Consider the following 26,851-nt stretch of genomic DNA (forward strand, 5'->3'; position numbering starts at 1 on the left):
GAAGGGCGGAGGCCGGTGCCAAAGATCGATCGGCGGTGCCGTCACAAGGGCTTGATGCCCTGCCGGTAGGTGAACAGATCGGCCTTGTCGTAGTCGGTCTTCACCCGGCGCAGCCGGGCGTAATTGCCACCGTAATAGGCCGACAACCAGTCCTTCAGGGACGGATCGGGGAAGTTCTGGAAGGCGCCCGCCGCCTTGGTGGCCGTGTTGACGGTGGCGTAGAACCGCTCCTGCCACGCCAGATTCTCGTCCACCAGGGACTTCGGGTCCTTCCGGTTCCACCAGTTCACTTCGGAGGAGAACAGCCAGTCGTAGCCGCGGTGGACGTAGGCGGTCGCGTCCGCCGCCGTGGCGTTGACCTTGCCGCCCACCTGGAAGAACTTGAAGGCGTTGGCCATGCTGGTGCCCGGCATGCGCTCGGCGAGCCGGATCATGGTGGCGACGGACTCGGGCGTGATGTCCGCCGCCCTCATGTAGGAGGATTTCTCCTGATAGAAGTAGGGGTAGGTGAATTCGCTCAGCAGGTCCTGCGCCGGCCAATAGGCGATGTCGCGGTCGATCCGCGTCTTCGACGCCTTTTCAAGGACCGGGCCGATGATCGCCTCGACGGTCGTGCCGCATTTATGCAATTGGCCGAGGATGGAGACGGTGAGCCGCGGATCGGCGCTGCCGCGCGCCGGCTTGGTGACGTTGATCTTGCTGCCGAACTCCGGCGGCGCGTCCGCCAGACGGGTCAGCAGGGTGTGGAGCACCTCGCCCACCTCCGTGGTCCAGGTGATGTCGAAGAAGGTGACCGTCTCCACCGGGAAGGTGCGCAGGGTGAAGGACGTGTTGATCCCGAAATTCCCGCCGGCACCGCCGCGGCAGGCCCAGAACAGGTCGCTGCCGTCGCCGCTGTCCTGGATGTCGGCGTGCAGTGCGCCGTCCGCCGTGACGATGCTCGTGGCTTGAAGCAGGTCCGAGCCCATGCCGAACATGCGCATGTTGAAGCCGATGCCGCCGCCCAGCAGGAAGCCCGCCGCCCCCACGGTCGTGCAGCGCCCGTGGGTCACGGTGCGGTTCAGCCGTTCGAGCGCCTGATAGACCATGCCGTTCAGGGCGCCGCCGCCCACCTTGACCAGCCCGTCCCCGCCGGGCAGGGGGGTGATCGTGCTGAGCGGCGTCATGTCGATGAGCAGGCCGGGAGTGGTGGAGAAGCCCGCGTAATTGTGCCCGCCGCTGCGCACGGCGAAGCGGGCGCCGTGCTTCCTCACCCAGGCGACGCAGGCCTGCACGTCCGTCTCGCTCGCGCAACGCGCGATGGCGGTCGGAAGCGTCCGGAAACGCAGATTGTTCGGGCGGGCGTAATCGTCGAAGAACGGATCGTCGGGCAGCACGACACCGCCCTGAACCGCCCCGGCCAAGTCCCTGAGCGCCGAGGCCGCGATCCGGCGGTCGCCGGAATCCGCGAGCGCGGGGAAGGGGGCGACGCTGGTGAGCGCCGAGGCAGCGGCGAAACGGCCCGCCCCGACCAGGAAAGTGCGGCGACTCGGCTGACCAGCATTAAACATAGAATTCCCCTCCCACGGATTATTATGGGAGTATATACAACTTATTGGAACTTTCAGGAAGGTATATGCGTTATTTCGGCGATCGAAGCAGGGCAAGGTCGTCGCTTCGGATGTGTTCCGTCAGGCGTGCCCGTTCGAACCGGCGGCGTTTTGCTGGTGCAAAAGACGCTCGCAGTGCGCCATCGTGACGCCGGATCAAACCAAAGAAATGGAAGAATGAAGCGCAACATCCGGGTTCGGCCGATGTGACCGGAACACCATTTTCTCGAACCGGACCTTGAGGAAAATGGTGCCCAGGGACGGAGTCGAACCGCCGACACGGGGATTTTCAGTCCCCTGCTCTACCAACTGAGCTACCTGGGCGCCGCTGCGTGCGGGGGCGTCTTATAAGAAGAACCGGGGCGCTTGTCCAGCGCAATTCGACACCCGTTCGGAAGAGATTTTTCCAGGCCGGTCAGGTCGGTTGGGGGTGGCGCTACCCCGAAAGTGGTCATACCAGTTTTGACCTGAGTCATGTCGCTCTACCCGCAATGGGGGGATAGTCCTTTTGCCGCGCGGACAGGACCGAAGCGCCGCCCGGCCATGACCGATTTTCCGTGCGTGCCTTGGATGCTGTTGTCTGAAGGGCTTCAACCCGCCCGCATCCGCTGTCCAGGACCGGCCCGAAGGGGCCGGCGGCGCGCCAACCGCAGAGGCGACACGATATGCCCGTCACCACGCTTGCAGACCTCAACGACCTCGTCCTTCGCGTCCGGGAGGCGCAGAAAGTCTACGCCGGCTTCCCGCAGGAAACCGTGGACCGCATCTTCCGCAGCGCCGCCCTGGCCGCCGCCAACGCGCGCATCCCGCTGGCGAAGCTGGCGGTCGCCGAGACGCGCATGGGCGTGATGGAGGACAAGGTCGTCAAGAACCACTTCGCCTCCGAGTACATCTACAACAAGTACAAGGACGAGAAGACCTGCGGCATCCTGGAGGAGGACCCGGAATACGGCATCATGACGATCGCCGAGCCGGTGGGGCTGATCTGCGCCATTGTGCCGACGACCAACCCGACCTCGACCGCCATCTTCAAGGCGCTGATCAGCCTGAAGACGCGCAACGGCATCGTCTTCTCGCCGCACCCCCGCGCCCGCAAGGCGACCTGCGAGGCCGCGCGGATCGTGCTTCAGGCCGCGGTGGAGGCCGGCGCGCCCCCGGACATCATCGGCTGGATCGACGAGCCCTCGGTGGAGCTGTCGAACGCGGTGATGCACCACCCCGACATCAACCTGATCCTGGCGACCGGCGGGCCGGGCATGGTCAAGGCGGCCTACTCCTCGGGCAAGCCGGCCATCGGCGTCGGCGCCGGCAACACCCCGGCGGTGATCGACGAGTTTGCCGACATCAAGCGGGCCGTCGCCTCCATCCTGATGTCCAAGACCTTCGACAACGGCGTCGTCTGCGCGTCGGAGCAGTCGGCCATCGTCGTGGACGCCGTCTATGACGCGGTGCGCGACCGCTTCGCCCATCATGGCGGCCACATCCTCTCGGCGGCGGACGCCGACGCGGTGCGCAAGGTTCTGCTGAAGAACGGTGCGCTGAACGCCGACATCGTCGGCCAGTCGGCCGGCGCCATCGCCGCCATGGCCGGGGTGAGCGTTCCCGCCCACACCAAGGTGCTGATCGCCGAGGTCGAAGCGGTGACCGAGGACGAGCCCTTCGCCCACGAGAAGCTGTCGCCGACCCTGGCGCTCTACCGCGCCCGCGACTTCATGGACGCCTGCGACAAGGCGGCGGCGCTGGTCGCGCTGGGCGGCATCGGCCATACCTCCGCCCTCTACACCGACCAGGACCAGCAGCCGGAGCGCATCCGCCATTTCGGGCAGGCGATGAAGACGGCGCGCATCCTGATCAACACGCCGTCGTCGCAGGGCGGCATCGGCGACCTCTACAATTTCCGGCTGGCGCCGTCGCTGACGCTCGGCTGCGGTTCCTGGGGCGGCAACTCGATCTCCGAGAATGTCGGGCCGCAGCACCTCATCAACCGCAAGACCGTGGCGAAGCGGGCCGAGAACATGCTGTGGCACAAGCTGCCGAAATCCATCTACTTCCGCCGCGGCTGCCTGCCCTTCGCCCTGGAGGAGCTGCGCGGCAAGAAGCGCTGCCTGATCGTCACCGACCGCTTCTTGTTCGAAAACGGCCACGTCGACGAGACGGTGCGCATCCTCAAGGGGCTGGGCCTCGCGGTGGAGACCTTCTTCGAGGTCGCCGCCGACCCCACCCTGGCGGTGGTGCGGCGCGGGCTGGCGCTCGCCAACGCCTTCCAGCCGGACGTCATCCTGGCGCTGGGCGGCGGTTCGCCGATGGACGCGGCGAAGATCATGTGGGTGATGTACGAGGCGCCGGACGTCGCCTTCGAGGATCTGGCCCTGCGCTTCATGGACATCCGCAAGCGCATCTACACCTTCCCGAAGCTGGGCGTGAAGGCACAGTTCGTCGCCGTCCCGACCACGTCGGGCACCGGGTCGGAGGTCACGCCCTTCGCCGTGGTGACCGACGAGCGCACCGGCATCAAGTACCCGATCGCGGATTACGAACTGACGCCGAACATGGCGATCATCGACGCCAATCTGGTGATGGACATGCCCAAGGGCCTGACCGCCGCCGGGGGCATCGACGCGGTGACCCACGCGCTGGAGGCCTATGTCTCGGTCCTGGCGAACGAGTACACCGACGGGCAGGCGCTCCAGGCGTTGAAGCTGCTGAAGGAGCATCTGCCCTCCGCCTACGCCAACGGCGCCAAGGACCCCAAGGCACGGGAGCAGGTGCACAGCGCCGCCACGCTGGCCGGCATCGCCTTCGCCAACGCCTTCCTCGGCGTCTGCCATTCGATGGCGCACAAGCTGGGGGCGGAGTTCCACCTGCCGCACGGCGTCGCCAACGCGCTGCTGATCGCCAACGTCATCCGCTACAACGCCGCCGACATCCCGACCAAGCAGACCGCCTTCAGCCAGTACGACCGGCCCAAGGGCGTCGCCCGCTACGCCGAGATCGCCCGGCACCTCGGCCTCGGCGGCAGCCGCGACCACGAGCGGGTGGAAACGCTGGTGGCCTGGGTGGAGGAGCTGAAGCGCACGCTGGACATCCCGGCCTCGATCCAGGCCGCCGGGGTGCCGGAGGCGGAGTTCCTGGCCCGGCTCGACGCCATCGCCGAGGCCGCCTTCGACGACCAGTGCACCGGCGCCAACCCGCGCTTCCCGCTGGTCGCGGAGATCCGGCAGCTCCTGCTCGACAGCTACTACGGCCGCGCCTACGCCGAAGGGGCGGAGCGTGAGCCGGACGTCAAGGCCGAGCGCAAGCCGGTGGCGCTGGTCCGTTCGCGGTGATGCCTTTACGTTGATTTAGGCCTGACGGGCCGCCCGGCGCCGGGAAACCGAAGGCGGGTGGCCCTTTCTTTTGTCCGGAAAAAAAGCCGGTCCGCCGAAGACTTCACGCCCTGACGCCATGAAGCGTCGATTGGCTGTGAGCCTATTGTCTGAAACGGCGGCAGGAGATTCCGGTCATGATTCGCTCCTATCAATCCGATTACCGTCATCGCGGCTCCGCGATGCATGCATTCGTCTTCAAGGTCCGGCGCGCGCGGAAGGCGCGGCACGGTTTTTCCACGGAGGCGACGCGATGACTGTGTCGGTCGGTGGCGCGCTGGACGAGATCCTGCACCCGGCCTCGGCCGATTTCCGCAGCCTGCCGGACCTGATCGGCGGGCTGATGGACCGGCTGGCCGATCGCACGCCGCTGCGCGGCGGGGCGCTGTGGCTCCAGGACATGGGCACGCTGGTGCTCGCCCAGGACCGGGCGGGCGGGCGTGTCTGCTGGACCGCGGACGGCGATCCCAACGAGGCCGCGGCCGATCCGGAGGCGGTGGTGGTGCCCATCACCTACGCCGACGCGCCGGTCGGCGAGATGCGGCTGGTCCTCGACCGCGCGCCGGACGGCGCCGCGCCCGAGGCGCCCATCCTGCACGACGTCGCCCGCCAGTGCGGCTACCTGGCCAAGCGCTACGAGGTGCGGCGCTGGGCGGAGCGGCGGTTTGGGCGGCCCCTGATGATGGTCGGCATGAGCCCGGCGCTGCGCGAACTGGACGCCTTCCTGGAACAGGCCGCCCACAGCGCGCTGCCCGTCCTGCTGACCGGAGAGTTCGGAACGGAGAAGGCGCCGCTCGCCGCGGCGATCCACGGCTGCGGGCCGCGGCGCGACGGCCCCTTCGTCCAGGTGAACGGGGCGGACCCGGCGGGGACGCCCGCCGACTGGTTCGCGCGGGCCGCCGGCGGCACCCTGTTCCTCAGCGGCGTGGACGAGATGACGCCGGCCCTTCAGGGGCAGATCGTCCAGCACATGCCCTCCCAACTCGGCCAATGGCTCGACGCGCCGGGCGGCTGGACGCTGTCCGCCGCCGGCGCGGGCAGCGGGATGTCGGGTGGGATGGAGGGGCCGCGGGTCATCGCCTCGACCACCGCCGACCTGCGGCGGCTGGCGGAGGACGGACGCTTCTCCCGCCCGCTGCTGGCCGAGCTGGACTTCCTGTGCGCCACCGTGCCGCCGCTGCGCGACCGCCCGGCCGACATCGAGCCGCTGGTCCTCGCCGCCCTGGAGCGCCATGGCGGACGCGCCGACGAGACGCGGACCGACGAGTTGATCGCCCTGTGCAAGGCACACTCCTGGCCGGAGAACCTGTTCGAGCTGGAGCGGGTGATCGCCCGGCTGGCCGTGATGACCGGCGGCCGGCCGATCCGTCACGGCGACGTGCGCCGCCACGCCCCCTGGATGGTCGGCGGCGCCATGCCGGCGGACCCGGGGGCCGCGGCTCATCCGGCGGGGCATGCGGAGGCCGCGCCGGTCGTCCCGCCGGCCTCCTCGCCCGCCGACCATTGGGTGCGCTGCGCGCTGACCCGCGACCAGGGCGCCCTGACCCGGCTGCACGGCGGCCTGCGCAAGGCGCTGATGTTCCTGGGCGAGCGCTTTGCCGACCCGATCACGCTGGACGAGCTGTCGCGGCAGGCCCATGTCAGCCCCTCCCACCTCAGCTACCTGTTCCGGACGGAGCTTCAGACCTCCTTCAAGGGTCTGCTCGGCCGCATCCGCATCCACAAGGCGCGCGAACTTCTGGCCGCCGACCGCCGGCTGCCCATCACCGAGGTGGCGATGAGCGTCGGCTACGGCGACCTCAGCCATTTCGAAAAGAGCTTCCGCCGCCTCGTCGGGGAAAGCCCGCGCGAGTATCGTCGCAATCTGGCCGAACCCGCCGCGCGCGGGTGAGCCGAAGGCAGGCGAAACGGACCCGTCTGGCGTGCTCCCGGCGGGTCCGTTTCCTTGGTCTCACGGCTTGCTTCTGGGTTTTCTATCAGAATGACCGCATGACGATGTCGGTTCCTCTGTCAAACAGAGTGTACATCGGTTGGCCGTCCATCATGAGGCTGCTCTTCAGCATCATTTTTTTGTAAAGCGCAATGTTCTTTTTTCCGTCGCCCTCATAGAAATAGACGAGAAATTTTGCCTTTCGGCAGAATGTTGTGGAGGCGATATCATCAATGACTATTTTTGATTTTATGAATGGCTGGAAAATGAAAACAATTTGGAACATCGATTGGCAGGCGGTGTCGGTGAATTGCGAAGGGTAATCGTTGTTCAGATTGATTGCCGGGGGATTTGTGCGATTCCACCCAAGCTTGTTCACCTCAACCATTGGAGATATTTCGCCCAATCCTATTTTATTTTTCTTCCATGATGACGTGATGATTTCTGAAAAATGATTGTAGATTTCATCTGGAGAAAGTGCGCCCATTTCGGCGATGGTGTCAAAAAGCATGTTGTCCGTGTAGTTTACTTCGACAACGGCCTTTAATTTTTTGCTTGAGAATTCAATGCCGTCGTGATCGACGGTGCGTTTGCAGAGCTGAAAAATTGCGGAGTTGAGCTGGCTTTTTGTGTTTTCGTCAATCGTTCCGGCCGTGCCTGCGGTCGATTTGAATTCAATGACCTTTGCCTTGCCGGTGCTGCTCTCGTACTCGATGCGCATATCCGGGTCCAGAACCTTATCAAGGTCGATGGCGATGGTCTTGCCTTCCGACAGGTTCTTTGCCGCTTGGAACCACTCCAATTGGGTGCCGCGCACGTTCGACGCCACGCCCCGGGCCTTCTTCTCGAAGGAATTCCGGAATGCCGCCAACCGGTCGATCTGGGCGATCTGCCCGCTTTCGGCCGCTATGAAATCGGCGATGAAGTCATAGGACTCGGCCATGCCCGCAGCGGCTTTCATGACATCGTAGAGCTGTTCGGCCACCTCCGGGTCCTTCCCCCTGACGGATTCGATGGTGCGGACGAACTGCTCGAGGAAACTGTAAACGTCGTCTTGAAACTGGGAATGCGACTTCATGGAGAACCTCCATTTCGGGCTGGCCCGGCCCGTTGCCCATGGGGTCGCCGGCCGGGAACGCGGGGGCCTCTATTGCCAGTATGAGTCGACCCACAGCAGGTCCGCGGGGTCCTCGCCATACCGCAGGTCGGCCACGCATTCGGCGGCTTCCCGGTCGGCGTTCGGTGCCGCCCGGCGGAGCATCTCCTCCAGCGTGCCGTCGATGCTCTTGAACGCGGCGTCGAGGCTGAGCTGACCGGTCCGGGCATCGAACAGGGCAACGTTGGACGGACAGCGCGACAGGCCGGGATCGAGGGCCAGGAGGTCGGTCCAGCGGCCGCTGACCCGGCCCCACAGGCTGTCCGGCCCTCCGAACAGGGGCAGGGCGTCCAGCGCCGCGGGGTCCATGCCGATCGTCCAGGCGGGATCGGTGAGGACCGCCGTCACGCGACGGCGCAGCCGGTCGCGGAGCCGTTCCAGCGAGTCCGCGGTCGTGCCCGCGGCCTCCGTTGGGAATTCCTCCAGCACGGCCTTGTCGGCATCGGCGAAATCAGTGCAGGGAAGAGGGGCGCTGCGCAGCGCCCGCACCACGCCTTCGACGCGGTCGAGTGGCGCGTCGGGGTCGCTCAGCGCGTCGCCGACCGGCTTCAGGCAGCGCAGCAGGGACACCGCGCCCTGTCCGCCTGGATGCTCGGCCAGATGTGTGTGGATCATCGCGTCGGACGCGGTGAGGAAGTCGGCCAGATGGATCCTCCCCGTCACGCCGGCGCTCAGCCGCCCGATCCGCTCGTCGATCAGGCGATCGAGCATTGTCGCGTCGCCTGTGGAAAGCGCCGGACGGACAGCCTCCCACAGGGCGCGGTCCATGATGGGAACGCCGGTCCCGTACAGCGTCCCGACGATCCGGCCGTCCAGCGCGCACAGCGGCAGGAAGGCCGGGATCATCGCCGCCGACATGGGGTAATCCAGCAGGACCGTGCGGACCGACAGCCCCGACCGCTTCAGGGGTTCCACGACGCTGTGGACCATCGCGTCGGTCGTCCATGGCCCCGGCGACAGGCGGTCGATTCCGCCGCTCCCCTGGTTGACGACCAGCAGGTCCAGGGTCCGGTTCGCGGTCGTCCCGGAGGGGAGGGAAAGCTGGTTGGCGACCGCTGCCGGATTGGCGCCCAGAACGATCCGGACGGTGCCGTCGGGGTAATAGCTCCGCGGGTAGTCGGCGGCGGTGCCCTGCGCCAGCTCCGCGCTGCTCAGCATCAGATGGCGGCACCGGCCCTGGCGCAGAGCGTCCACCGACGGGTCGGCGTCCTCCGGCGCGCCGTCGCGCAGGCCGGCGGCGGTCAAGGCGTTCAGCGTCGCGGTCAGCCGGCTGTGGACGGCGCAATTGTCCGTCTGCGCCATGTCCTCGCGGACCAACCGGATCGCTTCGGACAGGGCGGTGACGGGCAGCCCGTTGACCAGGGACGGGGGTGTTGCCCCTTGCGCGGCGGGCGCCACCGACAGCGTGGCCGCGACCGGGCGGTAGCGGAAGGGGGCCAATTCGGTCTCGGCGTTCCAGACGATGGCCAGCCGCTCGCCGCCGCGCTTCAGCCCGAAGCCGCTGTGCCGGGCGGCCAGCCAATCCTCGACAAGGGGGGCGACGGCGGCAATGATATCACCAGGCGGGCGCCCGGCCTTGCCGTCCTGGAGAAGGATATCGACAGGGGCGGCCGATTCACCGTAGCCCCCGCGCGGCCAGCAATGGTCCAGATGCAGCGCCGCCGCCCAGGGTCCGTCGATCACCGGCTGGATCGCCGGATCGGCCAGCGTCCCGGTTGGTGCGAGCAGGGCGATGAGCCGGCGCAGCAGCTCGTCCTCGTCGCAGAGGGAGGCGCGCAGGGAGGACGCGCGCTTCGCCAGATGGCTTTCCATCGTCATCGACACCCACAGGCCGAACCCCACAGCATCGGCGATGGCCCCGGCGCCGTCGCTCCAGGCGCCACGGTCCTTGGCCGCCCTGATGGCGCCGGACACCTTGGCGGGAAGGGCGGTCAGATCCGCGTAACCCGGAACCTTGGCGGCGAACCAGCCGTCGAAGGCGGCCGCGAGAGCCGTGTCCGTGGCGAGCCCGTAGCCCTGGCACGTCTGTTCGAGCGTCACGGTGAGCAGCCGCCGCACCGCGCCGTCGGCAAGCCCGTCGATGGCCTTCAGGGACAGGGGGGCCATGCCCTCGCGGATGCGGGCGCGGATCGCCGCGATGCCGTCCGCCGTGGCCTTGTCCTGATTGGCCAGCAGGCCGTGCAGCCGCGCGATCAGCGCCGGCGCGGCGCTCGGCGGCGGGACCGTGGACTGGCAAAGCGCGTTGACCGCATCCAGGGCCGAGGTGATGCGGTAGGCCATTCCAGGGCGTGGCAGGCCGTCCTCGACCCAGATGTCGCCGGTGAAGCGCCGCCATTGCTGCTGGATCGCCAGCGTCCCGTGGCGGGGGATGTCCACGTCGACCAGCACGGCGGCGCAGCCGTTGCGCCCTTGCTCCGCCGGGTCCCGGCCCCCGGCCCTCCCCCCTCCGTCATCGCCTCCATCCGCCGCCAAAGTTCCCGCCGGCGCCGCGCCGGCCAGCCGGTGCAGCAGCCCGTACAGCTCCAGCTTGAGCGCGAACAGCGCCATGACCAGGATGTTGTGCAGGCGCTGGAACAGGGCGAACCAAGCCGGCGCCGGCAGGGCGGGGTTGATGAGAAGCCGGGCGGTCCAGCCGCCGGTGCCGTCGCGTCCATCCTCCAGCACGACGAAACGGCTGTTGCCGGATGGGTCGATTTCCGCCAGCCGCCGCGCCAGCGCCCCCATCCGGTCGCGCAGCCAGCCGGCCAAGGGGGGATAGCCGCCGTTGAGAAGGCGTGTCAGCGTGCGGTCGGCGGCGGCCAGCCGGTCCGCGGGAAGCCGGGCATCGTACAGGATCGTGAAGCGGACGGCGAGCCGGAGGCGGCAGGCGGCTTCGGCGGTGAAGGAGAGCTGGACCCCCGCGGCGGCCTGGGTGGCGTCGCCAAGCGTGTCCGCGATCCGGGCGAGCCCCGCCACGATGGCCTCCACCGCGTCCCAGCTTCGCGCGACCGCCATATCCTGGTCGAGGCCGAGAAGCTGACGCCGTTCCTGGGCGAAGGGAGCGGCAGCCGCCGTCTCCGGTCCGGCCAGGGCTTCGGCCAGCGGCAGCAGAATGTCGCGGACGGCGCGCAGCCGGCGCGAAATGGCATCCCCCTCCACGGGCAGGCCGTCCTTCGCCTCGCCGATGGTGCGCAGCGCCTGCTTGAGCGTCCGTCGGGCGCCGTTCAGCCGGTCGTCGGGAAGAGGATACCGCTCGCCCTCGTAGACCGAGCCGGGCGGCACGCCCAGCAGGGCCGGGGTGCCCTCGCCCGCGACGAACAGCCGGTCCATGGCGGCGGTCTCGACGGCGGCACGCTTGTCCGGCGCCCCGATTCCGACCGACGCCCCGCGCACCATCCGCAGCCAGGCGGTCTGGAACGGTTGGAGCGGATGGACCGCCGCCGCGGTCCAGCCGACCATGGAGTCGCGCTGGGACGCCGGCACGACCGGCAGGCCCAGCGCCTGCGACGCCGCGGCGGCCACCGCGTCCATGCTCGCGTCCACCGGGGTGGTGGGCGGGGTGGCGTACGGGGTTCCGGGCGCGACAACGATCGCTCTCCGGCGCGTGCGGGACGGCATGCGGGATGTCCTTCGGCTCAGTTTCGGGACCCGGTTGGGAAATGGGCGGAACGGTTCCCGCCCCGCGCGCCAGGGGACCGCGCAACGTCGCGGTCGCCCCATCGGCGTCAGGTCGGCGGCCTCACAGGGCCGGGTCGCCCTTGCTGGTCATGGCCCGGGCGATCTGGGCACTGGCCGCGGCCATGGCCTGCTGCGCCGCCTCATTGGCCGCGGTGACGGCCTTCTGCTGCTGCTCGCTGGCCTGCTGCATCGCCTGACCCCCGGCGCCGGCGCCGCTGGCGGCCTGGAGCGCCTGCGACATCGCCTCGCTCGCCTGGGACATCGCGCTCTGTTCGTCGGCATGGCCGCCGGGATGCGCGGTCAGGCCGGGGATCGCCTCCACCGCCTGGCCGGCGAGCTGGATGGCCTGCTCGACAGCGGCCAGCGCCTGCTCGGCGGCGGCGTTCACGCTCTTCACCGCGTGGTCGAGCAGCGCGCTGGCAATTTCGGCGGGTGTCTTGCTGCCCGCCTCGAACGGCGCCGTATCGGGCGGCGCGGCCGGGGCGTCGGCCGGCGGCGCATTCGCCGCGGGCGTGGCCGGAGCCGACGTGCCCGCCGCCGGCGGAGCGGCCGCCGGTTCAGGGTTGGGGCTGTTGGGGGGCTGGGAAACGCCCATCCTTCGATCTCCTTCGTCCGGTTCGGTTTTGCGGCGCGCGGGCCGCCGGGGCCGTCCGCGTCTCCGCCGGAGCCGGCGGTTGCGCGGTCGCTGCGGCTGGCGTGGATGGCGCAGAGGGCGGCGCAGAAGACGGTGCACAGGGCGGTGCAGCAGGGAGGACCGCCCCGGCCGCCGCCGGTCGGGGCGAGTCAGGCGGCGGCGGTGGCGGTGGCGGTAGCAGTGGCAGGGGGATCGGGGCGAAAGCAGCGCAGCGAGATCACCCCCGCGGACCCCATCTGGATTTCTGCCTGGTTGCCCTTGCCGAAGACGGGGAACAGGCAGGACGCGCCGTCCTGGCCCATGATGCCGCGCTGCGGCGGCGTCGCCGACAGCAGGGCCTGCGCCCCGGCCAGATAGCCGGCCACCAGCACCCGCACCGCGTCGCCGGTCTCGTCCCGGAAGGCGGTGTCGCGGACGATCTGCAGCGCCCCGTCCGACAGGCGGGCGAAGCCGATCGGCCGGCCGCGCTTCTGCCAGTCGGCGACGGCGCGCGCCACCTCCGCCGGTGCGGCGAGCGGTCCGACCTGCGGGCATTCCAGAAAGCCGAAGAGCTGCGGCAGGATGGTGTCCAGCGCGCCGCCGGCCCGCTTCTTGCGGTCGTCCGGTGTGGCGGTCAGCGAGCCCAGCCGGTTCACGTAGATGAGATAGAACTGATAGTAGTCCGCGAACTCCTGCACGGTGCGCGCCTGATCCACCGCAAAGGCCGCCGCCTCCTTCTGAAGCTCGGGGTTCGCCGTTCCCTGGCTTTCCTTGCGGTAGAGCAGCTCCTGCACCGCCAGTTGCTCGTCGAACCCCATGAACTGGAAGACCGGAGCCCCGGAGACCCCCAGTCCCGAGAGGAAGGAGGCGCTGGCGGCGAAATCGTCCTGGGTCAGAAGGTTGTGGTCGGCGAGGATGCGCTTGACCTGGGCCGACACCGTAGCGCTGGTGTCGCCGGATTCGGCGTCGGCCAGCGTGCGCAGGCTGTCCACCCCCAGCGTCATCAGCTTCACCGGGCTGACCATCAGCTTCAGATTGGGCAGCAGGGCCAGCCGCGTCGCGTGAAGACCCTGCTGGACCTGCTCCACGAGCGTGCTCTCGTCCGGGAAATCGTAGCGCGGGCCGGCGTTGCTGATGGCCCAGTCGAGCCACTCCGACCCGCCATCGATGAAGGCGAGCGCAAGCCGCCCCAGGTCGGTGAGCCCGGCGCGGTTCTGGATCATCTTGTTGGCGACAGAGACGGTCATGGTGGGGACACCTGCGTAAGGGTCAGCTCGACGGGAAGCTATTCAGGACCGTGGAGGCCGCGGTACCGATGCTGGTGAAGTCGTTGGCGGCGCTCGTCATCATTCCCTGGGCCTGGGTCAGGGCGGTGACGTATTTCGGATCGCCCGTCGCCAGAAGCTGCGCCATCGCGACGCCGATCGCCGTGGTGGCGATGGTCGAGACGTTGCGCAGCGTGTCCGTCGCGTCCTGCACGGCCATGGCCGTGGACTGGGCAACCGCCTGATAGGCTTTTCCCGCACCGCTGGTGGTGACGACCTGCTGGCTCATGGTCGCCGTCTGCGTCTGGTTTATGACGTCAATGATCTGGGCATTGACCTTCGTGGGCTCCGACATGAAGGCTCCTTGCTCGTTGTGGCCTGGACGGCCGGCCGCTGGGAGATGGACGCGGGGTCAATCACGACCCGCCGCTGACGGTGCTGTTTCCGTTGCCTCCGGCAACAGTGCTGTTTCCGGTGCCACCGCTGACGGTGCTGTTCCCGGTTCCACCACCGACGGTGCTGTTCCCGGCTCCGCCACTGACGGTGCTGTTTCCGGCGCCGCCGGTGACGGTGGAGGGCAGGGTGGTGAGCGAGGTCGTCAGCAGCGGGGTCAGCGGCTGCAGCGGCGACGCGTTGCCCCCGGAGGTGGACGAGCCGGAGGGCGGCGGCGGGGGCGTGGTGGGGAAGGGCACGGACAGCATCTTGGCGCAGGCGGCGGTGACCGCGGCGGAGTTGACCATGCCGGCGTTCTGCTGGCGGTGCACGGCGTTGTGCATCGCCATGCCGAGCGTCTCGACCATCACGGCGTCGAGCATGGCGAACGACTGCGCGGGGGACTGTCCCGTCAGAAGCGTGACGATGTCCGACGTCGCGTCGATCACCTGGGTGTTCACGGTGCCTTCGTCGCTCATGATTTTGCGGTTCCCTTGGTGATGATCAGCGTGAGGACCTGGGCGAGCGCGGCCTCGGTGATGACCTGGGCGCGCTGCTGGTTGGCGACGGCGTTCTGCATGGCCAGGCCGAGGCTGTCGGCCATGGCGACGTAGGTCATGTCCATCGCCAGGGATGGGGTCAGGCCAAGCGGTATCGCCGTGTTCGCCGCGACCGATCCGGCAAGGCTGGCGGAGCTTCCGTCGGGCATTCACACACTCCAGCCTTCGGATTTCCGCCGCAGGCTCCTGCGGACACGGACTTGAGCGCGACCGGGCGCTTCAACCTGCGGCGGAGGCCGCCCCCGGTGTCCCGAGGGCGGCCCGCCGGCTCTCCTTAGGAGAGGCCCAGGATCTGGGTGGTGACGACGCCGGTCGAGGCCGTGTCCACCGAGTACAGGGTCGACAGGCCCTGCGTGGTCGCCGCCTGCATCACCACGTAGGACTGCTGCTGGTTGTTCGTGGCGTTGTGGGCCGCGTTCGACAGCGCCTGGCTGGTGGCGACGAACAGGTTGCCCATCGCGACGGCCGGGGCGTCGCCCAGGACCTTGGTGTTGACCTGGGAGACCGAGTCCGTGATCTGGTTGTTCAGGGCGGTCGGGAAAGCCATCGTGTTTGCTCCTTACATCAGATGTTGCGTTGGTTCGAGGCCAAAGCGCCGGCGGCGGGCGGCGGACGGCGGCGGGTGCCGCGTCCGCCGTCCGCTCAGCCGAGGAGCTTCGACGTGGCGGCGCCGGTGGTCGCGGTGTCGATGGAGTAGAGCATCGCGACGCCCGTCGTCGTGGCGGCCTGCGCCGTGACGTACATCTGCTGCTGCGCCAGGGTCGCGTTGTGCGCCGCGTTGGCCAGCGCCTGGGCGGTGGCCTGGTACAGGTTGCCCATGGCGATCGCCGGCGAGCTGCCAACGACCTGGACGTTGCTCTGGGCTACGGAATCGGTGATCTGGCTGTTGACTGCCGTCGGGAAAGCCATCTGACGTTATTCCTTGGCGAATGGTTCGGGATGGATGGCCGGCGGCCCGTTCCGGATGCCCGCGGGCGCCCGGTCCTAGCCGGTCGGCTCATCAGCTCCCCAGGATCGACTTGGTGGCGACGCCGGTGGAGGCGGTGTCGATCGAGTAGAGCGTGGCGACGCCCATGGTCGTGGCGGCCTGCATGGTCACGTAGGACTGCTGCTGGTTGTTGGTGGCGTTGTGCGCCGCGTTGGCCAGCGCCTGGGCCGTGGCCTGGAACAGGTTGCCCATGGCGATCGCCGGGGCGTCGCCCAGGACCTTGGTGTTGGCCTGGGTGACGGAATCGGTGATCTGGTCGTTCACGGCGGTCGGGAAAGCCATTTGTTCGTCCTCTTCGGTTGCCTGCCGCCCGCCCGCCGTCCCTCATGGAGGGCGGGGTGGCGCAGGTGGTTGAAACGTCGATGGCGGCGCGGGTCCGGCTTAGGAGCCGAGGCCCTTGACGCCGGTGCTGAGGATGCTCTTCGTGGCGACGCCGGTGGAGGCGGTGTCGATCGAGTAGAGCGTGGCCACGCCCTGGGTGGTGGCGGCCTGAGCGGTCACGTAGGACTGCTGCTGGGCGTTGGTGGCGTTGTGGGCCGCGTTGGCCAGCGCCTGAGCCGTGGCCTGGAACAGGTTGCCCATGGCGATCGCCGGAGCGTCGCCCAGGACCTTGGTGTTGGCCTGGGTGACGGAATCGGTGATCTGGTCGTTCACGGCGGTCGGAAATGCCATTGTCTTTCCTCACTAGTGGGGCCGGTTTCAAAGGCGGCCGCTGGTGGCGTCGATCATTCGCGCGTTTCCATGCGACCATGGAGTGCGTGAACAGCGGACGGTGCGACTGTAGCGACGCGCTCGTCCGGGCGATTGGTCTATCCGGCGAAAGAATCCGGCGGACCGCGCGAATTTTGTGCGCCTGGGTTGCGCTGCGACCGGTGATGCGGAGAAAGCGTGTGGCGCTGGCGCGATCGATTCTTGCGTTGCAGAGGCAACGATGGACGCAGGGCCGTGCAATTCCGCGTCCCGCCGCCTCCGTCTGCGTCACAGAGGCTTGGCGCCATCCGGAGAAATCGACGGCAAGGGGCGGGGCGATGCGGACGCGAAGCGGCGTTGCCCCACGGATTGCGGGCGTGGCGAACGGAATCACACCGCTCTATTCTTGATTTGGTCTTTGATGATACTGTTGAAAGGGAATGAAGTCTGGAAGGTGCCCAGCGTGCTTAAGAAAAGTGCAGTATCCGCAACCGTCAACACTGCCGTAGCAACAAACGAAGTCAAAAAGGCGTCGCACAGCGCATTTGATAATGCGCAGGGGCAGCTGTTCGGCATCATCATGACCGCGTTCGGGATTTCCATACTGCATGCCGCCGGATTGATCACCGGGCAGGCGGCGGGGCTGTCCTTCGTCATCGCCTACGCCACGGGGCTGGATTTCGGCCCGGTGTTCTTCGTGGTGAACCTGCCCTTCTACGCGCTGGCGCTGGCGCGCATCGGCTGGCGCTTTACCGCGAAGTCGCTTCTGGCGGTCACCAGCATCTCGGTGCTGACCACGCTGGCGCCCCACGCGATCCGCTACGACGCTCTGCACCCTTATGTCGCGGCGGTCCTGGCGGGCTTCTGCATCGGCATCGGGGTCATCGGCCTGTTCCGACACGGCTCCAGCGGCGGCGGGGTGGGCATCCTCGCCTTCTACATCCAGGAGAAGACGGGCTTCCGCGCCGGCTGGCTCCAGGCCATGTTCGACGTGGTGATCTTTTCCATGGCGGTCTTCGTGATCGATGGGAAGGCGGTGCTGGCGTCGATGCTGGGAGCGGCCGTGCTGAACGCCTTCGTTGCCTTCAACCACCGGACGGACTGGTACGTGGCCCGCTGAAGGGGGACCCGATCGACGCGGCCTGTTGCATTTCTCCGCGGGATCGGTACCCTGTGCCGCATCGCCAGCCACGCTGGCCGTAAGCGTTCAACGTCAACCAACGCACTCAACGATCCTCGCCGATCGGAGTGCGTTCGCGTGTTCGGACGGACGGCCATCGGCGGGGACCAGTGTGGAGCACACCATGGGTCCCCAAACACGGCCGGATCAAAGGCCAGTCTCGGCGCGTGATGCGGCGCAAGGCCGTCTGATCGTCCTGACCGCCGTCCTCTTCGTCTCCTACCTCTGTGTCGCCCTGTCCCTTCCCGTGGTGCCGCTGTTCGTCGCCGGGGATCTCGGGATGGGCAATGTCTGGGCCGGGCTGGGCGTGGGCAGCGCCTTCCTTGCCACCATCCTCAGCCGCGGCTTCGCCGGAACTTTTTCCGACCGCCAAGGCGCCAAGCGCGCGGTCGGGCGGGGGCTGGGCTTCTATGTGGTCGGCGGGCTGGTCTCGATGGCCGCCGGTCCCCTGTCGTTCTCGCCATGGGCGGCTTTTTCCGTTCTGGTGGCGGGCCGCCTGCTCATCGGCGTCGGCGAAAGCCTCGTCGGGGTCGGGGTGGTCGCCTGGGGAATCGGCATCGTCGGGCCGCAGCGCTCGGGCCGCGTGCTGGCGCTGATCGGGGCGGCGCTCTACGGCGCCTTCGCGGCAGGCGGACCGCTGGGGCTGGCGCTGCTCGACCGCTTCGGTTTCTCCGGCGTCATGGCGGTCAGCGCGCTGCTGCCCGCCCTCGGGCTTCTGGCGATCCGGTGCATGGAAGGACCCCCGGCCCATCCCGACGCCGAGCGCCCGCCCTTCCGCAGCGTGCTGGGGCGGATTTGGCGGCAGGGCGCCGTCGTCAGCCTCCAAGGCATCGGCTTCGCCGCCATCGGCGCCTTCTTCTCGCTGCACTTCGTCCGCGAGGGCTGGCCCTACGCCGGGCTCGGCCTGACCGCCTTCGGCCTCGGCTTCGTGCTCGTCCGCTTCGCGCTGGGCCATCTGCCCGACCGCGTCGGCGGCCTGCGCGTCGCGATGGGGTCGCTGGCGGTGGAGGCGGTCGGTCAGGCGCTGCTGTGGAGCGCGGGCGATCCCGTCACCGCGCTGGCCGGCGCCTTCCTGACGGGGCTCGGCTGTTCGCTGGTCTTTCCGGCCATGGGGCGGGAGGTCGTCCATCTCGTGGAACCGCAGCTCCGCGGCACCGCGCTCGGCGCCTTCGCGGCGTTCCAGGACGTCGCCTACGGCCTGACCGGACCTCTGGCCGGGCTGCTCGCCGACCGGGTGGGCTACGGCGGCGTCTTCCTGCTGGGAAGCGTCGCCGCCGTGCTGGGCTTCCTGACCACCGTCCAGCTGCTCCGCGCGCGGCCGGTGGTGAAGACCAGCCCGACCTGAGGGGGGCCTATTCCCCCGCCGCGCCCTTCAGGAGGGTGATGCTGATCCGCCGGTTCTGCGGGGCCAGCGGGTTGGCTCCGTCGAGGTGGTCGAGGTCGGCGCGGCCCTCCACCCGGACGATCCGCCGGGCCGGTACACCGGCGGCGATCAACTCGCGGCGGGCGGCGTTGGCGCGGTCGCTGGACAGTTCCCAGTTGCCGTACTTCGCCCCGTCCGCATAGCCCAGCGCGTCGGTGTGGCCGGTGATGCTGAGGCGGTTGGGCGACGACGCGACGGCGCCGGCGACCAGCCGCATCAGGCGGCGCCCCTGCTCGTTCATCTGGGCGGAGCCGACGTTGTACATCGACACCTTCGCCTGATCGGTGAGCTGCACGCGCAGGCCGACGGACGTCTGTTCGATGACCACGCTGCCGGCGAGCGCCCCCAGCTCCGGCATCGTCTCCAGCGCGGTGCGCAGGTCGCGTTCGGCCTTTTCCAACCCCTGCTGTTCGCTCAGCGCCGCGGTCTGGCGGTCGAGCAGGGCTTCCAACTCCGCCCGCGCGTCGCGGTCCGTCTGGCTCCGGCCCCCGGGCGGGTTGGGCATGGGGTCCTTGCGCCCGGCGGGCTCGCGGTCGCTCTCGCCCAGCGAGGCGACGACGGGCGGAGCGGCCACCGGCACGCTGTGCTCCCCCGGTGCGTTGGGGGTGGACAACGCCCCCGTCTTGTCCACCGCCCGCCCGGCGAGCATGCCGTCGGCGCCCGAGTTGGACTGCGACAGGGCCACCGGGTTGAAGTAGTCGGCGATGCCCTTGCGCTGTTCCACCGTGGTGATGTTCATCAGCCACATGATCAGGAAGAAGGTCATCATCGCCGTCACGAAGTCGGCGTAGGCCAGCTTCCAGGCGCTGTTGTGCTCCTCCTCCTCCTCGCCATAGCGGCGCTTGATGATGATCGTCGGCTCGATGCGCTTGCGGGGCATGGCGGGGCCTCAGGCGGGCTGGCTCGCCTCGCGGGCCTTCGCCTGCGAGGAGAGGGTGGTGGCGACCTCGACCTCGGCAAGGCTCGGCTGCGTGTCGGCGAACAGCACCTTGCGGGCGAACTCCGCGCAGACCTGCGGGGGGCTGCCGCGCAGATAGGCGCCGAGCGCGGCGCGCACGCAGATGAACAGCGTCAGCTCCGCCTCGCGGCGATGGCGGGCGGCGGCGGCGATCGGGCCGACCAGACCGTAGGACAGCAGCACGCCGAGGAAGGTGCCGGTCAGCGCCCCACCGATCATGTGGCCCAGCACCTCCGGCGGTTCGCTGATCGCGCTCATGGCGTTGATGACGCCCAGCACGGCGGCGACGATGCCCAGCGCCGGCAGCGCGTCGGCCAGATTCTGGAGCGCTTTCGGCACCTGGTTCAGCTCGCGCCCGATGGTCTCGATCTCCTCGTTCATCAGGGCTTCCAGGTCGTGCGGGTTGTCCTGGCCGAGCGCGATCAGGCGCATGTAGTCGCACAGGAAGGTGACGCAGCGCGGCTGGCGGAAGACCGAGGGGTACTGCGCGAAGATCGGGCTGTCGTCCGGCTTGTCGATGTCGCTCTCGATGTTCGACACGCCCTTGGACTTCGCCTGCCGCAGCAGGGCGTAAAGCAGGGAGATGAGGTCCAGATACTCGTCCTTGCTGGTGTGCCGCCCGCGTGCCACCGCGCCGATGGTGCGCACGGTGGCGCGCAGCACCGCCATGGAGTTGGCGATGACATAGCCGCCGATGCCGGCGCCGACGATGATGACGATCTCCACGGGTTGCCACAGCACGCCCATCCGCCCGCCCATGGCGGCGAAGCCGCCCAGCACACTCAGGAAGACCGCGACGATTCCGAACAGCAAACGCATGATGTGAGTCCTCCGGCTCGGCCGAAAAGGGGGATCGGGCTCAGGGAGCCGTCGTGTAAGGCGGACGCTTTCAGGGCGTCTTCCACCGGCGCACCATGCCGGCCAGCGCGTCGGCGGCGGCGAGTTGGCCGCTGACCGTGGCGCTGGACAGCGGCTTGCCCGCCGGGTCGGGCGGGACGGCCAGGGCGTCGAGCAGCCCGGCCCAGCGGGTCCCGGCCAGCGCCTTGCCGTGGCGCTCCGCAGCGGCGGTGACCGCCGCGTCGTCGCCCGCCCGGAAGGCGGCCAGCGCGTGGAAGGCGATGTCGTCTGGCAGCGGCGCATCCTGTCCGCCAAGCAACTCGGCGTAGGCGGCGCGGGCCGCCGGCCACTCGCCGGCGCGGAACAGGCTGTCCGCCCGGATGCGCGCCGCCTCGGGGCCGGTCAAGCCGCGCAGCGCGTCGAAGGCGCGCATGGCTTCACCCTCCGCCGCGAAGGCCTCGGCGCGCAGCAGGGCGCGGCGCTTGGCGGTTTGAGGGTCAGCGGCGGTGGCGTCCGGCGCGGGGCCGGCGGTGTGGTCCAGCACGGCCAGCGCCTCCGCGCCGCGCCCGGCGTCCAGCAGCACGCGGGCCAGCTCCAGCCCGACCGCCGCGCGCTCGGCGCCGCGCGTGGCTTCGGCGACGGTGTGGAGCAGGCGCGCGGCCTCCAGCATGAAGCCGCCGCGGGCCAGCAGCCGGGCCAGCCGGCGCTGCTGCGTTCCGGCGTCGTCGTCGGTCAGCGCCACCGTGCGGCCGTAGCGCACCTGGAGGGACAGCGCGTCGAGCGCGCTGCCCGGGGTCGTTTCCAGATGACCGATCACCGCGTCGAGGAGCCCGCGCCCGGTGGTCAGCGCCGCGCGCCCGCGCGCCGTCGCGCCGAAGCGGCGGCCCAGCAGGCCGAAGATGTCGAGCGCCGCGTCGATCCGCCCGGCGCGGGTGTAGGCGGCGCCCAGCGCGGCCAGCGCGTCCGTCTCCACGTCGCCGCCGCGCCAGGCGTAGCGCAGGCTTTCCAGCTCCGCGATGGCGCCGGGATCGTCCAGCGCGCCGCTGGCCAGCCGCAGCTCGATGGAGCGCACCTGCGCTCGGTGGCCGTAGAGGTTGGGCAGGGCGGCGGCGCGCTTGTAGTGGGTCAGCGCCTCCGCCGTTTCGTTGTGCAGCTCCGCCAGACGGCCGCGGAAGAAGTCGAGCCGCCCGTCGATGGAGCCGATGCCGTCCAGCGTGATCATCTCCAGCACGATCAGGTTCAGCGACGCGCCGTCCGCCGCATCGCCCGCCGATTCGGCGAGCAGGGTGAGCAGGCGGCCGCGCAGGTCGGCGGGGTAGGACAGCAGCCGCTTCAGCGCGATGGGCAGGCTCGATTTCGCCGCGGTCCAGCGGCTGGGGGCCAGGGTGGCGCTGCGCCAGACATGGTGGTCGGCGGCGGCTGGGCTGGGCTGGGCGCGGACGAACTGGCTGTCGTCGGGATCGGCGGTGCCGTCGAGCGCGCGGAAGGCGTCGCGCAGCAGGCGCAGCTCGTAGCGCTGGTCCGGCCCCGGCGTCAGGCTCTCCGCGGCGTCCAGCGCGGCGCGGCCCTCCTCCGGCAGGGCGCGGGCCAGCGTGAAGCGGGCCATGGCGAGCAGCGCGTCCACCCGCGCGCGGCCCTGGCTCTCGGCGATGCGCTGCTCCAGATGCTGCTTGCGCGCGGGGTAGTCGTCGCCGGCCCAGGCGTCCAGGTCGAAGGCGCGGATCGGCGGATCGGTCTGGACGGTGGGAGTGGGGGCCGCGACCGGCGGCATGGCTGACGGCGGCACGGCGGCCACCGTCCGGGCGGGTTCCGGCTTCGGCGGCGGGGCGGGAGGCGGGGCTTTGGCGATCGGTTGAGACGCGACCGGTGACGGGACCTGCACCACGGGCGGCGCCTGGACGATGGGTTGCGCCTTGGCGCTGGCGACCGGGTTCAGCCGGTCGGCGAGGCTGATGGGCGTTGTTGGGGCAGGCGCCGGTTCGGGAACCGGTGGCGGCGCGATCATCGGAAAGACCGACGCGCCGGGCGCCTCGGCCAGCAGGACGCCTTCGGACGCCGGGACCGGGGCGCCGGGTTTGCGCGCCGGGCGGGGCGGGTCGGTGACGTCGATGAAGGTGATGCGGCGCTCCCGGCGCACGGTGACGCGGGCGCCGCAGGGCCAGTCCATGGTCAGGCTGCGTCCGTCCTCGGCCGTCTGGAAGCCGGTGAGCCGCCGCGAATAGGTGCCGTTCAGCGCTTCCAGCGGCCAGGGGACCGCCTGCGAAAAGGCGATCCGCCCGCCGCAGCTTCCCACATCGACCGCCGGGGCGCCCTGCGCGTTGACCAGCGCCAAGCGCGAGAAGTCGGCGTGGTCGCCCGTCTGCACGGTGATGGGGGCGGGGGTGGAGTCCGCTGCGCTCGCGGGCGCGGTGAGGGCGGTGGTGACCGACAGCAGGGCCAGGGAGATGGACAGGGTCCGGCAGGGATGCATCGCGACTGCCCCAAATTTTATCTAAATCGGAATCAAATCCCCCAAGACACCGGTCAGTTCCCGTCGCGGCGCCCCAGGTTGAAACCCGGCTTTAAACTGCATCACCTAGGTTAAGGCGGCGTTCAAACCGAAGGTGTCCGGCGATGGAGAATCCCCTTTACATTGGATTGTCGCGGCAAGTGGCGTTGCGTCGGCAGCTCGATGTCGTGGCGAACAACATCGCCAACATGAACACTGCGGGATTCCGCGGTGAACGCATGCTGTTCGAAGCGGCGATGGAGCGCGGCGGCATGAAGCCGTCCGACAAGATCGCCTTCACCATCGACCGCGCCACCTACACCGACTTCACCGCCGGCAGCCTGAAGCCGACCGACAACCCCTACGACGTGGCGCTGGACGGCGACGGCTGGCTCCAGGTGCAGACGCCCGACGGCCCGCGCTACACCCGCGACGGGCGGATGCGCCGCGACGTGGACGGGCAGCTCGTGAACGCCGGCGGCTTCCCCTATCTGGACGACAACCAGCAGCCCATCGTCATCCCGGCCGACCGCAGCCGGATGGAGATCGGCACCGACGGGCTGGTCTCCGCCGACAACGAGATGATCGCCCGGCTGCGCGTCGTCCGCTTCGAGAGTCCGCAGGCGCTGGCCCAGACCGGGGACGTGCTGTTTGACGCCGTGGACGCCCAGCCCCTGCCGGCCCCCGACACCCGGATCATCCAGGGCAAGGTGGAGCAATCCAACGTCCAGTCCATCGCCGAGATGTCGCGGATGATGGAGCTGACGCGCGACTACCAGTCGGTCACCCGCATGATGGACGACGGGCAGGACCTGCTGCGCTCCGCCATCAACCGCCTCGGCAAATCCGCTTAAAACCAGGAGATTGCGTCCATGCGCGTGCTCAGCATCGCTTCGACCGGCATGATGGCCCAGCAGTTGAACGTCGAAGTCATCTCCAACAACATCGCCAACATCAACACCACCGCCTTCAAGCGCGGGCGCGCCGAGTTCCAGGATCTGATGTACCAGTCGGAACGGCGCCAGGGCAGCCAGTCCACCGACGCCGGCACCATCATCCCGACCGGCATCGAGGTCGGTCTCGGCGTGCGTCCAGGGGCGGTCAACCGCATCAACACGACCGGCAACCTGACCTCGACCGGGAACGAGCTGGACCTCGCCATCGAGGGGCGCGGCTACTTCAACATCCGCATGCCGGCGGGCGAGACGGCCTACACCCGCGCCGGCGGCTTCAAGCTGTCGCCGGAGGGCACCATCGTGACCAGCGACGGCCATCCGGTGCTGCCGGAGGTCACCGTGCCGCAGGGCACGCGGGAGATCGCCGTGAACGCGTCGGGCGAGGTGCAGGCCTTCGTGGACGGGCAGACCCGCCCGCGCGTGCTCGGCCAGCTCGTGATGACCGTGTTCGTCAACGAATCCGGGCTGGAGGCGATGGGCGACAACCTCTACCGCGCCACCCCGGCCTCGGGCGAGCCGCAGGACGGCACCGGCGGGCAGGCGGGCTTCGGCACCATCCGGCAGAAGTATCTGGAATCCTCCAACGTCAACGTCGTCCAGGAGATCACCGAACTCATCTCCGCCCAGCGCGCCTACGAGATGAACGCGAAGGTGGTCGAGGCCGGCGACCAGATGGCCTCCACGCTCTCCAACATGCGGTGACCGCCATGCGGCGTTCCGTTCGGCGTCTCACCGGCCTCGCGCTGGCTCTGCACCTGCTCTGCGCGCCTGCCCAGGCGGCCTCCCTGTCCGACGGCGAGGGCGCCGTGGAGGCGCTGCTGGCGCAGGAGCTGGCGGCCTCGCTCGGCCCGGCGGTGCCGTCGGACGCGCGGGTGTCGGTGGTGCTGACCGTGCCCTTCTCCGGTCCGGTGGAGGCGGTGCGCGACCTGTCCTACGACCCGCGCGGCGGGCTGGTCCGCGCGCTGGTCAGCAGCAACGGGCGCGTCCTGGAGATCAAGGCCAAGGCCGACATCATGGTCGAGGTGCCGGTGCCGACGCGCCGCATCCTGCCCGGCGAGGTGATCGCCGACAGCGACCTGACCACCATCCCGATGCCGCTGGAGCGGCTGAACGGCGCCGTCGTCACCTCCCGCGACGCTCTGGCCGGGCTGGCCAGCCGCCGCCAGCTCTCGGCCGGGCGGCTGATCCAGACCTCCGCGGTCGGCGCCCCGCTGGTGGTCCAGCGTAACAAGCCGGTCAGCCTCGTCTACGAGGACGGGCCGCTGCAACTGATGGCGCGCGGCCGCGCCCTGCAGGACGGTGGGGTGGGGGAACTGGTGCGGGTGATGAACATCGCCAGCAACATCGTCGTCACCGGCACCATCACCGGGCCGCAGACCGTCACCGTCGCCGGGCCGCCCGAGGCCATGCCGGCCAATGCGGCTCCCGCGAAATTCTGAGTCCACTCAAGGACACCGCCATGCGCACGCTCCCGCCCCGCCGCGTTCTGCTTCCCTTCCTCGCCCTGACGGTGGCGCTCGCCGGCTGCGGGCGTCTGGCCGACGTGGGGCAGGCGCCGCGCCTGTCGGAGATCTCCAACCCTGCCATGGCGCCCGAGGCGCGGGTCATTTCCATGCCGATGCCGCGCCCCAACACCAACGAGCAGGTGCCGAGTTCGCTGTGGCGCACCGGGTCCCGCGACTTCTTCCGCGACCCGCGGGCCAAGCAGGTGGGCGATCTGCTGACCGTCATCATCAACATCGCCGACCAGGCGCAGTTGCAGAACCAGACGCAGCGCCAGCGCTCCAACGCCGAGTCGGCGGGCGTGCCGAACTTCTTCGGGCTGGAGTCGCGGCTGCCCGCGGTTCTGCCCGACGCGGTGAACCCGTCCAGCCTCGTCGACATGGACAGCTCCTCCTCCTCCTCCGGCACCGGGACGATCCAGCGCAACGAGCGCATCGCCATGCGCGCTGCGGCGGTGGTGACCGAGGTGCTGCCCAACGGCAACTTCGTGATCGCCGGGCGGCAGGAGGTGCGGGTGAACTACGAGCTGCGCGAGATGCGCATCGCCGGGGTCATCCGGCCCGAGGACATCACCAACGTGAACACCATCGACTACGACAAGATCGCCGAGGCGCGGATCACCTACGGCGGGCGCGGCCAGATCACCGACGTCCAGCAGCCGCGCTACGGCCAGCAGGTCTTCGACATCATCATGCCCTTCTGAGCGGCGGGGAGACGCGACCATGGCGGACCGCCCCGGACCCAGCCGATACTCGGTCTTCGTGCTTTGCGCCGCGCTGGCGGCGGCGGTCGGCTACGGCATCGGACGCCTGCAGCTGACGCTCGGCGCCGACGAGAAGGCCGCGGCGGAGCAGCAGGCCGGCGCCGGGCCGGACCTGCCCAGCGACGGTCCCGGCCCCTTCTATGTGGAGGTCGGGCAATTGATGGTGCCGGTGCTGGTGGAGGGCCGCACCAACGCCTTCATCCTGACCCAGATCACCCTGCAGACGGGCAGCGTCGAGCAATCCAATCGGCTGCGCCGCCATCTTCCCCACGCGCGCAACGCCCTGCTCCAGGCCCTGTTCGGCATGGCAGGGGCGGGCGCCTTCGACGGCCCGTCGGTCGATCCCGCCGCCGTCGCCAAATCCCTGAAGCAGGCCGCCGCCGAACAGCTCGGCCCCGACCTCGTGCGCGGCGTGCTGATCGACCGCCTGATGCGCCAGGAAAACACCCGGCTGTAAACCGTCCGATCCCGGTTCGCGTCGTCAGCCCCTCCCTCGCG

25 protein-coding genes and 1 tRNA gene are annotated in these 26,851 nt (G+C 69.3%); 9 read left to right on the top strand and 17 right to left on the bottom strand.

Annotation, left to right across the window (positions count from 1 at the left end):
* Positions 1–41: 41 nt before the first annotated feature.
* Positions 42–1,550 carry an FAD-binding oxidoreductase gene (locus FHW79_RS22180; RefSeq protein WP_183180919.1) on the bottom strand — a complete coding sequence of 503 codons (1,509 nt, stop codon included), beginning with the start codon at positions 1,548–1,550 and terminating at the stop codon, positions 42–44.
* Between the two features lie 287 nt (positions 1,551–1,837).
* Positions 1,838–1,913, bottom strand: a tRNA-Phe gene (locus FHW79_RS22185).
* Positions 1,914–2,254: 341 nt separating this feature from the next.
* Here FHW79_RS22185 and adhE point away from each other — a divergent pair.
* Together adhE and FHW79_RS22195 are read left to right on the top strand one after the other, a co-directional pair.
* Positions 2,255–4,915 (top strand): bifunctional acetaldehyde-CoA/alcohol dehydrogenase, encoded by a 2,661-nt coding sequence (gene adhE / locus FHW79_RS22190; RefSeq protein ID WP_183180920.1) that lies wholly within the window; start codon positions 2,255–2,257, stop codon positions 4,913–4,915.
* 292 nt (positions 4,916–5,207) lie between these two features.
* Positions 5,208–6,845, top strand: coding sequence for an AraC family transcriptional regulator (locus tag FHW79_RS22195; RefSeq protein ID WP_211108419.1), 1,638 nt, complete (start codon positions 5,208–5,210; stop codon positions 6,843–6,845).
* 85 nt (positions 6,846–6,930) lie between these two features.
* Here FHW79_RS22195 and FHW79_RS22200 read toward each other — a convergent pair whose 3' ends face one another.
* The 12 genes from FHW79_RS22200 to FHW79_RS32390 form a co-directional block, all read right to left on the bottom strand.
* Positions 6,931–7,962 carry a hypothetical protein gene (locus FHW79_RS22200; RefSeq protein WP_183180921.1) on the bottom strand — a complete coding sequence of 344 codons (1,032 nt, stop codon included), beginning with the start codon at positions 7,960–7,962 and terminating at the stop codon, positions 6,931–6,933.
* Positions 7,963–8,031: 69 nt separating this feature from the next.
* Positions 8,032–11,637, bottom strand: coding sequence for a hypothetical protein (locus FHW79_RS22205; protein ID WP_183180922.1), 3,606 nt, complete (start codon positions 11,635–11,637; stop codon positions 8,032–8,034).
* 121 nt (positions 11,638–11,758) lie between these two features.
* Positions 11,759–12,292, bottom strand: a complete 534-nt coding sequence (locus FHW79_RS22210) for a hypothetical protein (protein WP_183180923.1) — start codon at positions 12,290–12,292, stop codon at positions 11,759–11,761.
* 188 nt (positions 12,293–12,480) lie between these two features.
* A complete protein-coding gene (locus tag FHW79_RS22215) occupies positions 12,481–13,557 on the bottom strand; it encodes a hypothetical protein (RefSeq protein ID WP_183180924.1) in 1,077 nt (358 codons plus the stop codon).
* A 22-nt stretch (positions 13,558–13,579) separates the two neighbouring features.
* Entirely contained in the window at positions 13,580–13,930 is a 351-nt protein-coding gene (locus tag FHW79_RS22220) for a hypothetical protein (protein ID WP_014200165.1), read from the bottom strand.
* Between the two features lie 61 nt (positions 13,931–13,991).
* A complete protein-coding gene (locus FHW79_RS22225) occupies positions 13,992–14,486 on the bottom strand; it encodes a RebB family R body protein (protein WP_183180925.1) in 495 nt (164 codons plus the stop codon).
* Entirely contained in the window at positions 14,483–14,716 is a 234-nt protein-coding gene (locus tag FHW79_RS22230) for a RebB family R body protein (protein WP_040138293.1), read from the bottom strand. Before FHW79_RS22230 ends, FHW79_RS22225 begins: the two co-directional genes overlap by 4 nt.
* Before the next feature lie 125 nt (positions 14,717–14,841).
* Complete coding sequence (locus tag FHW79_RS22235; RefSeq protein ID WP_014200162.1) at positions 14,842–15,114, bottom strand: RebB family R body protein; 273 nt, start codon at positions 15,112–15,114, stop codon at positions 14,842–14,844.
* A 95-nt stretch (positions 15,115–15,209) separates the two neighbouring features.
* Positions 15,210–15,476, bottom strand: coding sequence for a RebB family R body protein (locus FHW79_RS22240; RefSeq protein ID WP_014200161.1), 267 nt, complete (start codon positions 15,474–15,476; stop codon positions 15,210–15,212).
* A gap of 91 nt (positions 15,477–15,567) precedes the next feature.
* On the bottom strand, positions 15,568–15,837 hold the full coding sequence (locus tag FHW79_RS22245; protein WP_014200160.1) for a RebB family R body protein: 270 nt from the start codon (positions 15,835–15,837) through the stop codon (positions 15,568–15,570).
* Positions 15,838–15,936: 99 nt separating this feature from the next.
* Positions 15,937–16,227 carry a RebB family R body protein gene (locus tag FHW79_RS22250; RefSeq protein WP_014200159.1) on the bottom strand — a complete coding sequence of 97 codons (291 nt, stop codon included), beginning with the start codon at positions 16,225–16,227 and terminating at the stop codon, positions 15,937–15,939.
* Between the two features lie 408 nt (positions 16,228–16,635).
* Positions 16,636–16,827 (bottom strand): hypothetical protein, encoded by a 192-nt coding sequence (locus FHW79_RS32390; protein WP_211108430.1) that lies wholly within the window; start codon positions 16,825–16,827, stop codon positions 16,636–16,638.
* Here FHW79_RS32390 and FHW79_RS22255 point away from each other — a divergent pair.
* Together FHW79_RS22255 and FHW79_RS22260 are read left to right on the top strand one after the other, a co-directional pair.
* Complete coding sequence (locus FHW79_RS22255) at positions 16,826–17,365, top strand: YitT family protein (protein ID WP_035680652.1); 540 nt, start codon at positions 16,826–16,828, stop codon at positions 17,363–17,365. The two genes, FHW79_RS32390 and FHW79_RS22255, sit on opposite strands and share 2 nt — an antisense overlap.
* Positions 17,366–17,549: 184 nt before the next feature.
* Positions 17,550–18,770, top strand: coding sequence for an arabinose transporter (locus FHW79_RS22260; RefSeq protein ID WP_183180927.1), 1,221 nt, complete (start codon positions 17,550–17,552; stop codon positions 18,768–18,770).
* A gap of 7 nt (positions 18,771–18,777) precedes the next feature.
* Here the strand turns inward: FHW79_RS22260 and FHW79_RS22265 are convergent, their stop codons facing one another.
* The 3 genes from FHW79_RS22265 to FHW79_RS22275 form a co-directional block, all read right to left on the bottom strand.
* A complete protein-coding gene (locus tag FHW79_RS22265; protein WP_183180928.1) occupies positions 18,778–19,728 on the bottom strand; it encodes a flagellar motor protein MotB in 951 nt (316 codons plus the stop codon).
* A gap of 9 nt (positions 19,729–19,737) precedes the next feature.
* Positions 19,738–20,625: a flagellar motor stator protein MotA gene (gene motA / locus FHW79_RS22270; RefSeq protein WP_109070357.1), complete on the bottom strand. Its 888-nt coding sequence runs from the start codon at positions 20,623–20,625 to the stop codon at positions 19,738–19,740.
* Positions 20,626–20,695: 70 nt separating this feature from the next.
* Positions 20,696–23,113 carry a hypothetical protein gene (locus tag FHW79_RS22275; protein WP_247884535.1) on the bottom strand — a complete coding sequence of 806 codons (2,418 nt, stop codon included), beginning with the start codon at positions 23,111–23,113 and terminating at the stop codon, positions 20,696–20,698.
* A gap of 143 nt (positions 23,114–23,256) precedes the next feature.
* Between FHW79_RS22275 and flgF the strand changes: the two genes are divergently transcribed.
* From flgF to FHW79_RS22300, 5 genes are read left to right on the top strand one after another with little or no spacing between them, the layout of a single operon-like run.
* Complete coding sequence (flgF, locus tag FHW79_RS22280; RefSeq protein ID WP_014200151.1) at positions 23,257–23,985, top strand: flagellar basal-body rod protein FlgF; 729 nt, start codon at positions 23,257–23,259, stop codon at positions 23,983–23,985.
* Between the two features lie 18 nt (positions 23,986–24,003).
* Positions 24,004–24,789, top strand: coding sequence for a flagellar basal-body rod protein FlgG (flgG, locus tag FHW79_RS22285; protein WP_094305780.1), 786 nt, complete (start codon positions 24,004–24,006; stop codon positions 24,787–24,789).
* A 5-nt stretch (positions 24,790–24,794) separates the two neighbouring features.
* Positions 24,795–25,526 (top strand): flagellar basal body P-ring formation chaperone FlgA, encoded by a 732-nt coding sequence (gene flgA, locus FHW79_RS22290; protein ID WP_211108420.1) that lies wholly within the window; start codon positions 24,795–24,797, stop codon positions 25,524–25,526.
* Between the two features lie 20 nt (positions 25,527–25,546).
* Positions 25,547–26,293, top strand: coding sequence for a flagellar basal body L-ring protein FlgH (gene flgH / locus FHW79_RS22295; RefSeq protein WP_109070353.1), 747 nt, complete (start codon positions 25,547–25,549; stop codon positions 26,291–26,293).
* Positions 26,294–26,312: 19 nt separating this feature from the next.
* Positions 26,313–26,810, top strand: coding sequence for a hypothetical protein (locus tag FHW79_RS22300; protein ID WP_183180930.1), 498 nt, complete (start codon positions 26,313–26,315; stop codon positions 26,808–26,810).
* The last annotated feature ends 41 nt before the right edge of the window (positions 26,811–26,851 follow it).

Origin of the sequence: Azospirillum sp. OGB3 (assembly GCF_014192915.1) — a bacterium.
GTDB lineage: Bacteria > Pseudomonadota > Alphaproteobacteria > Azospirillales > Azospirillaceae > Azospirillum.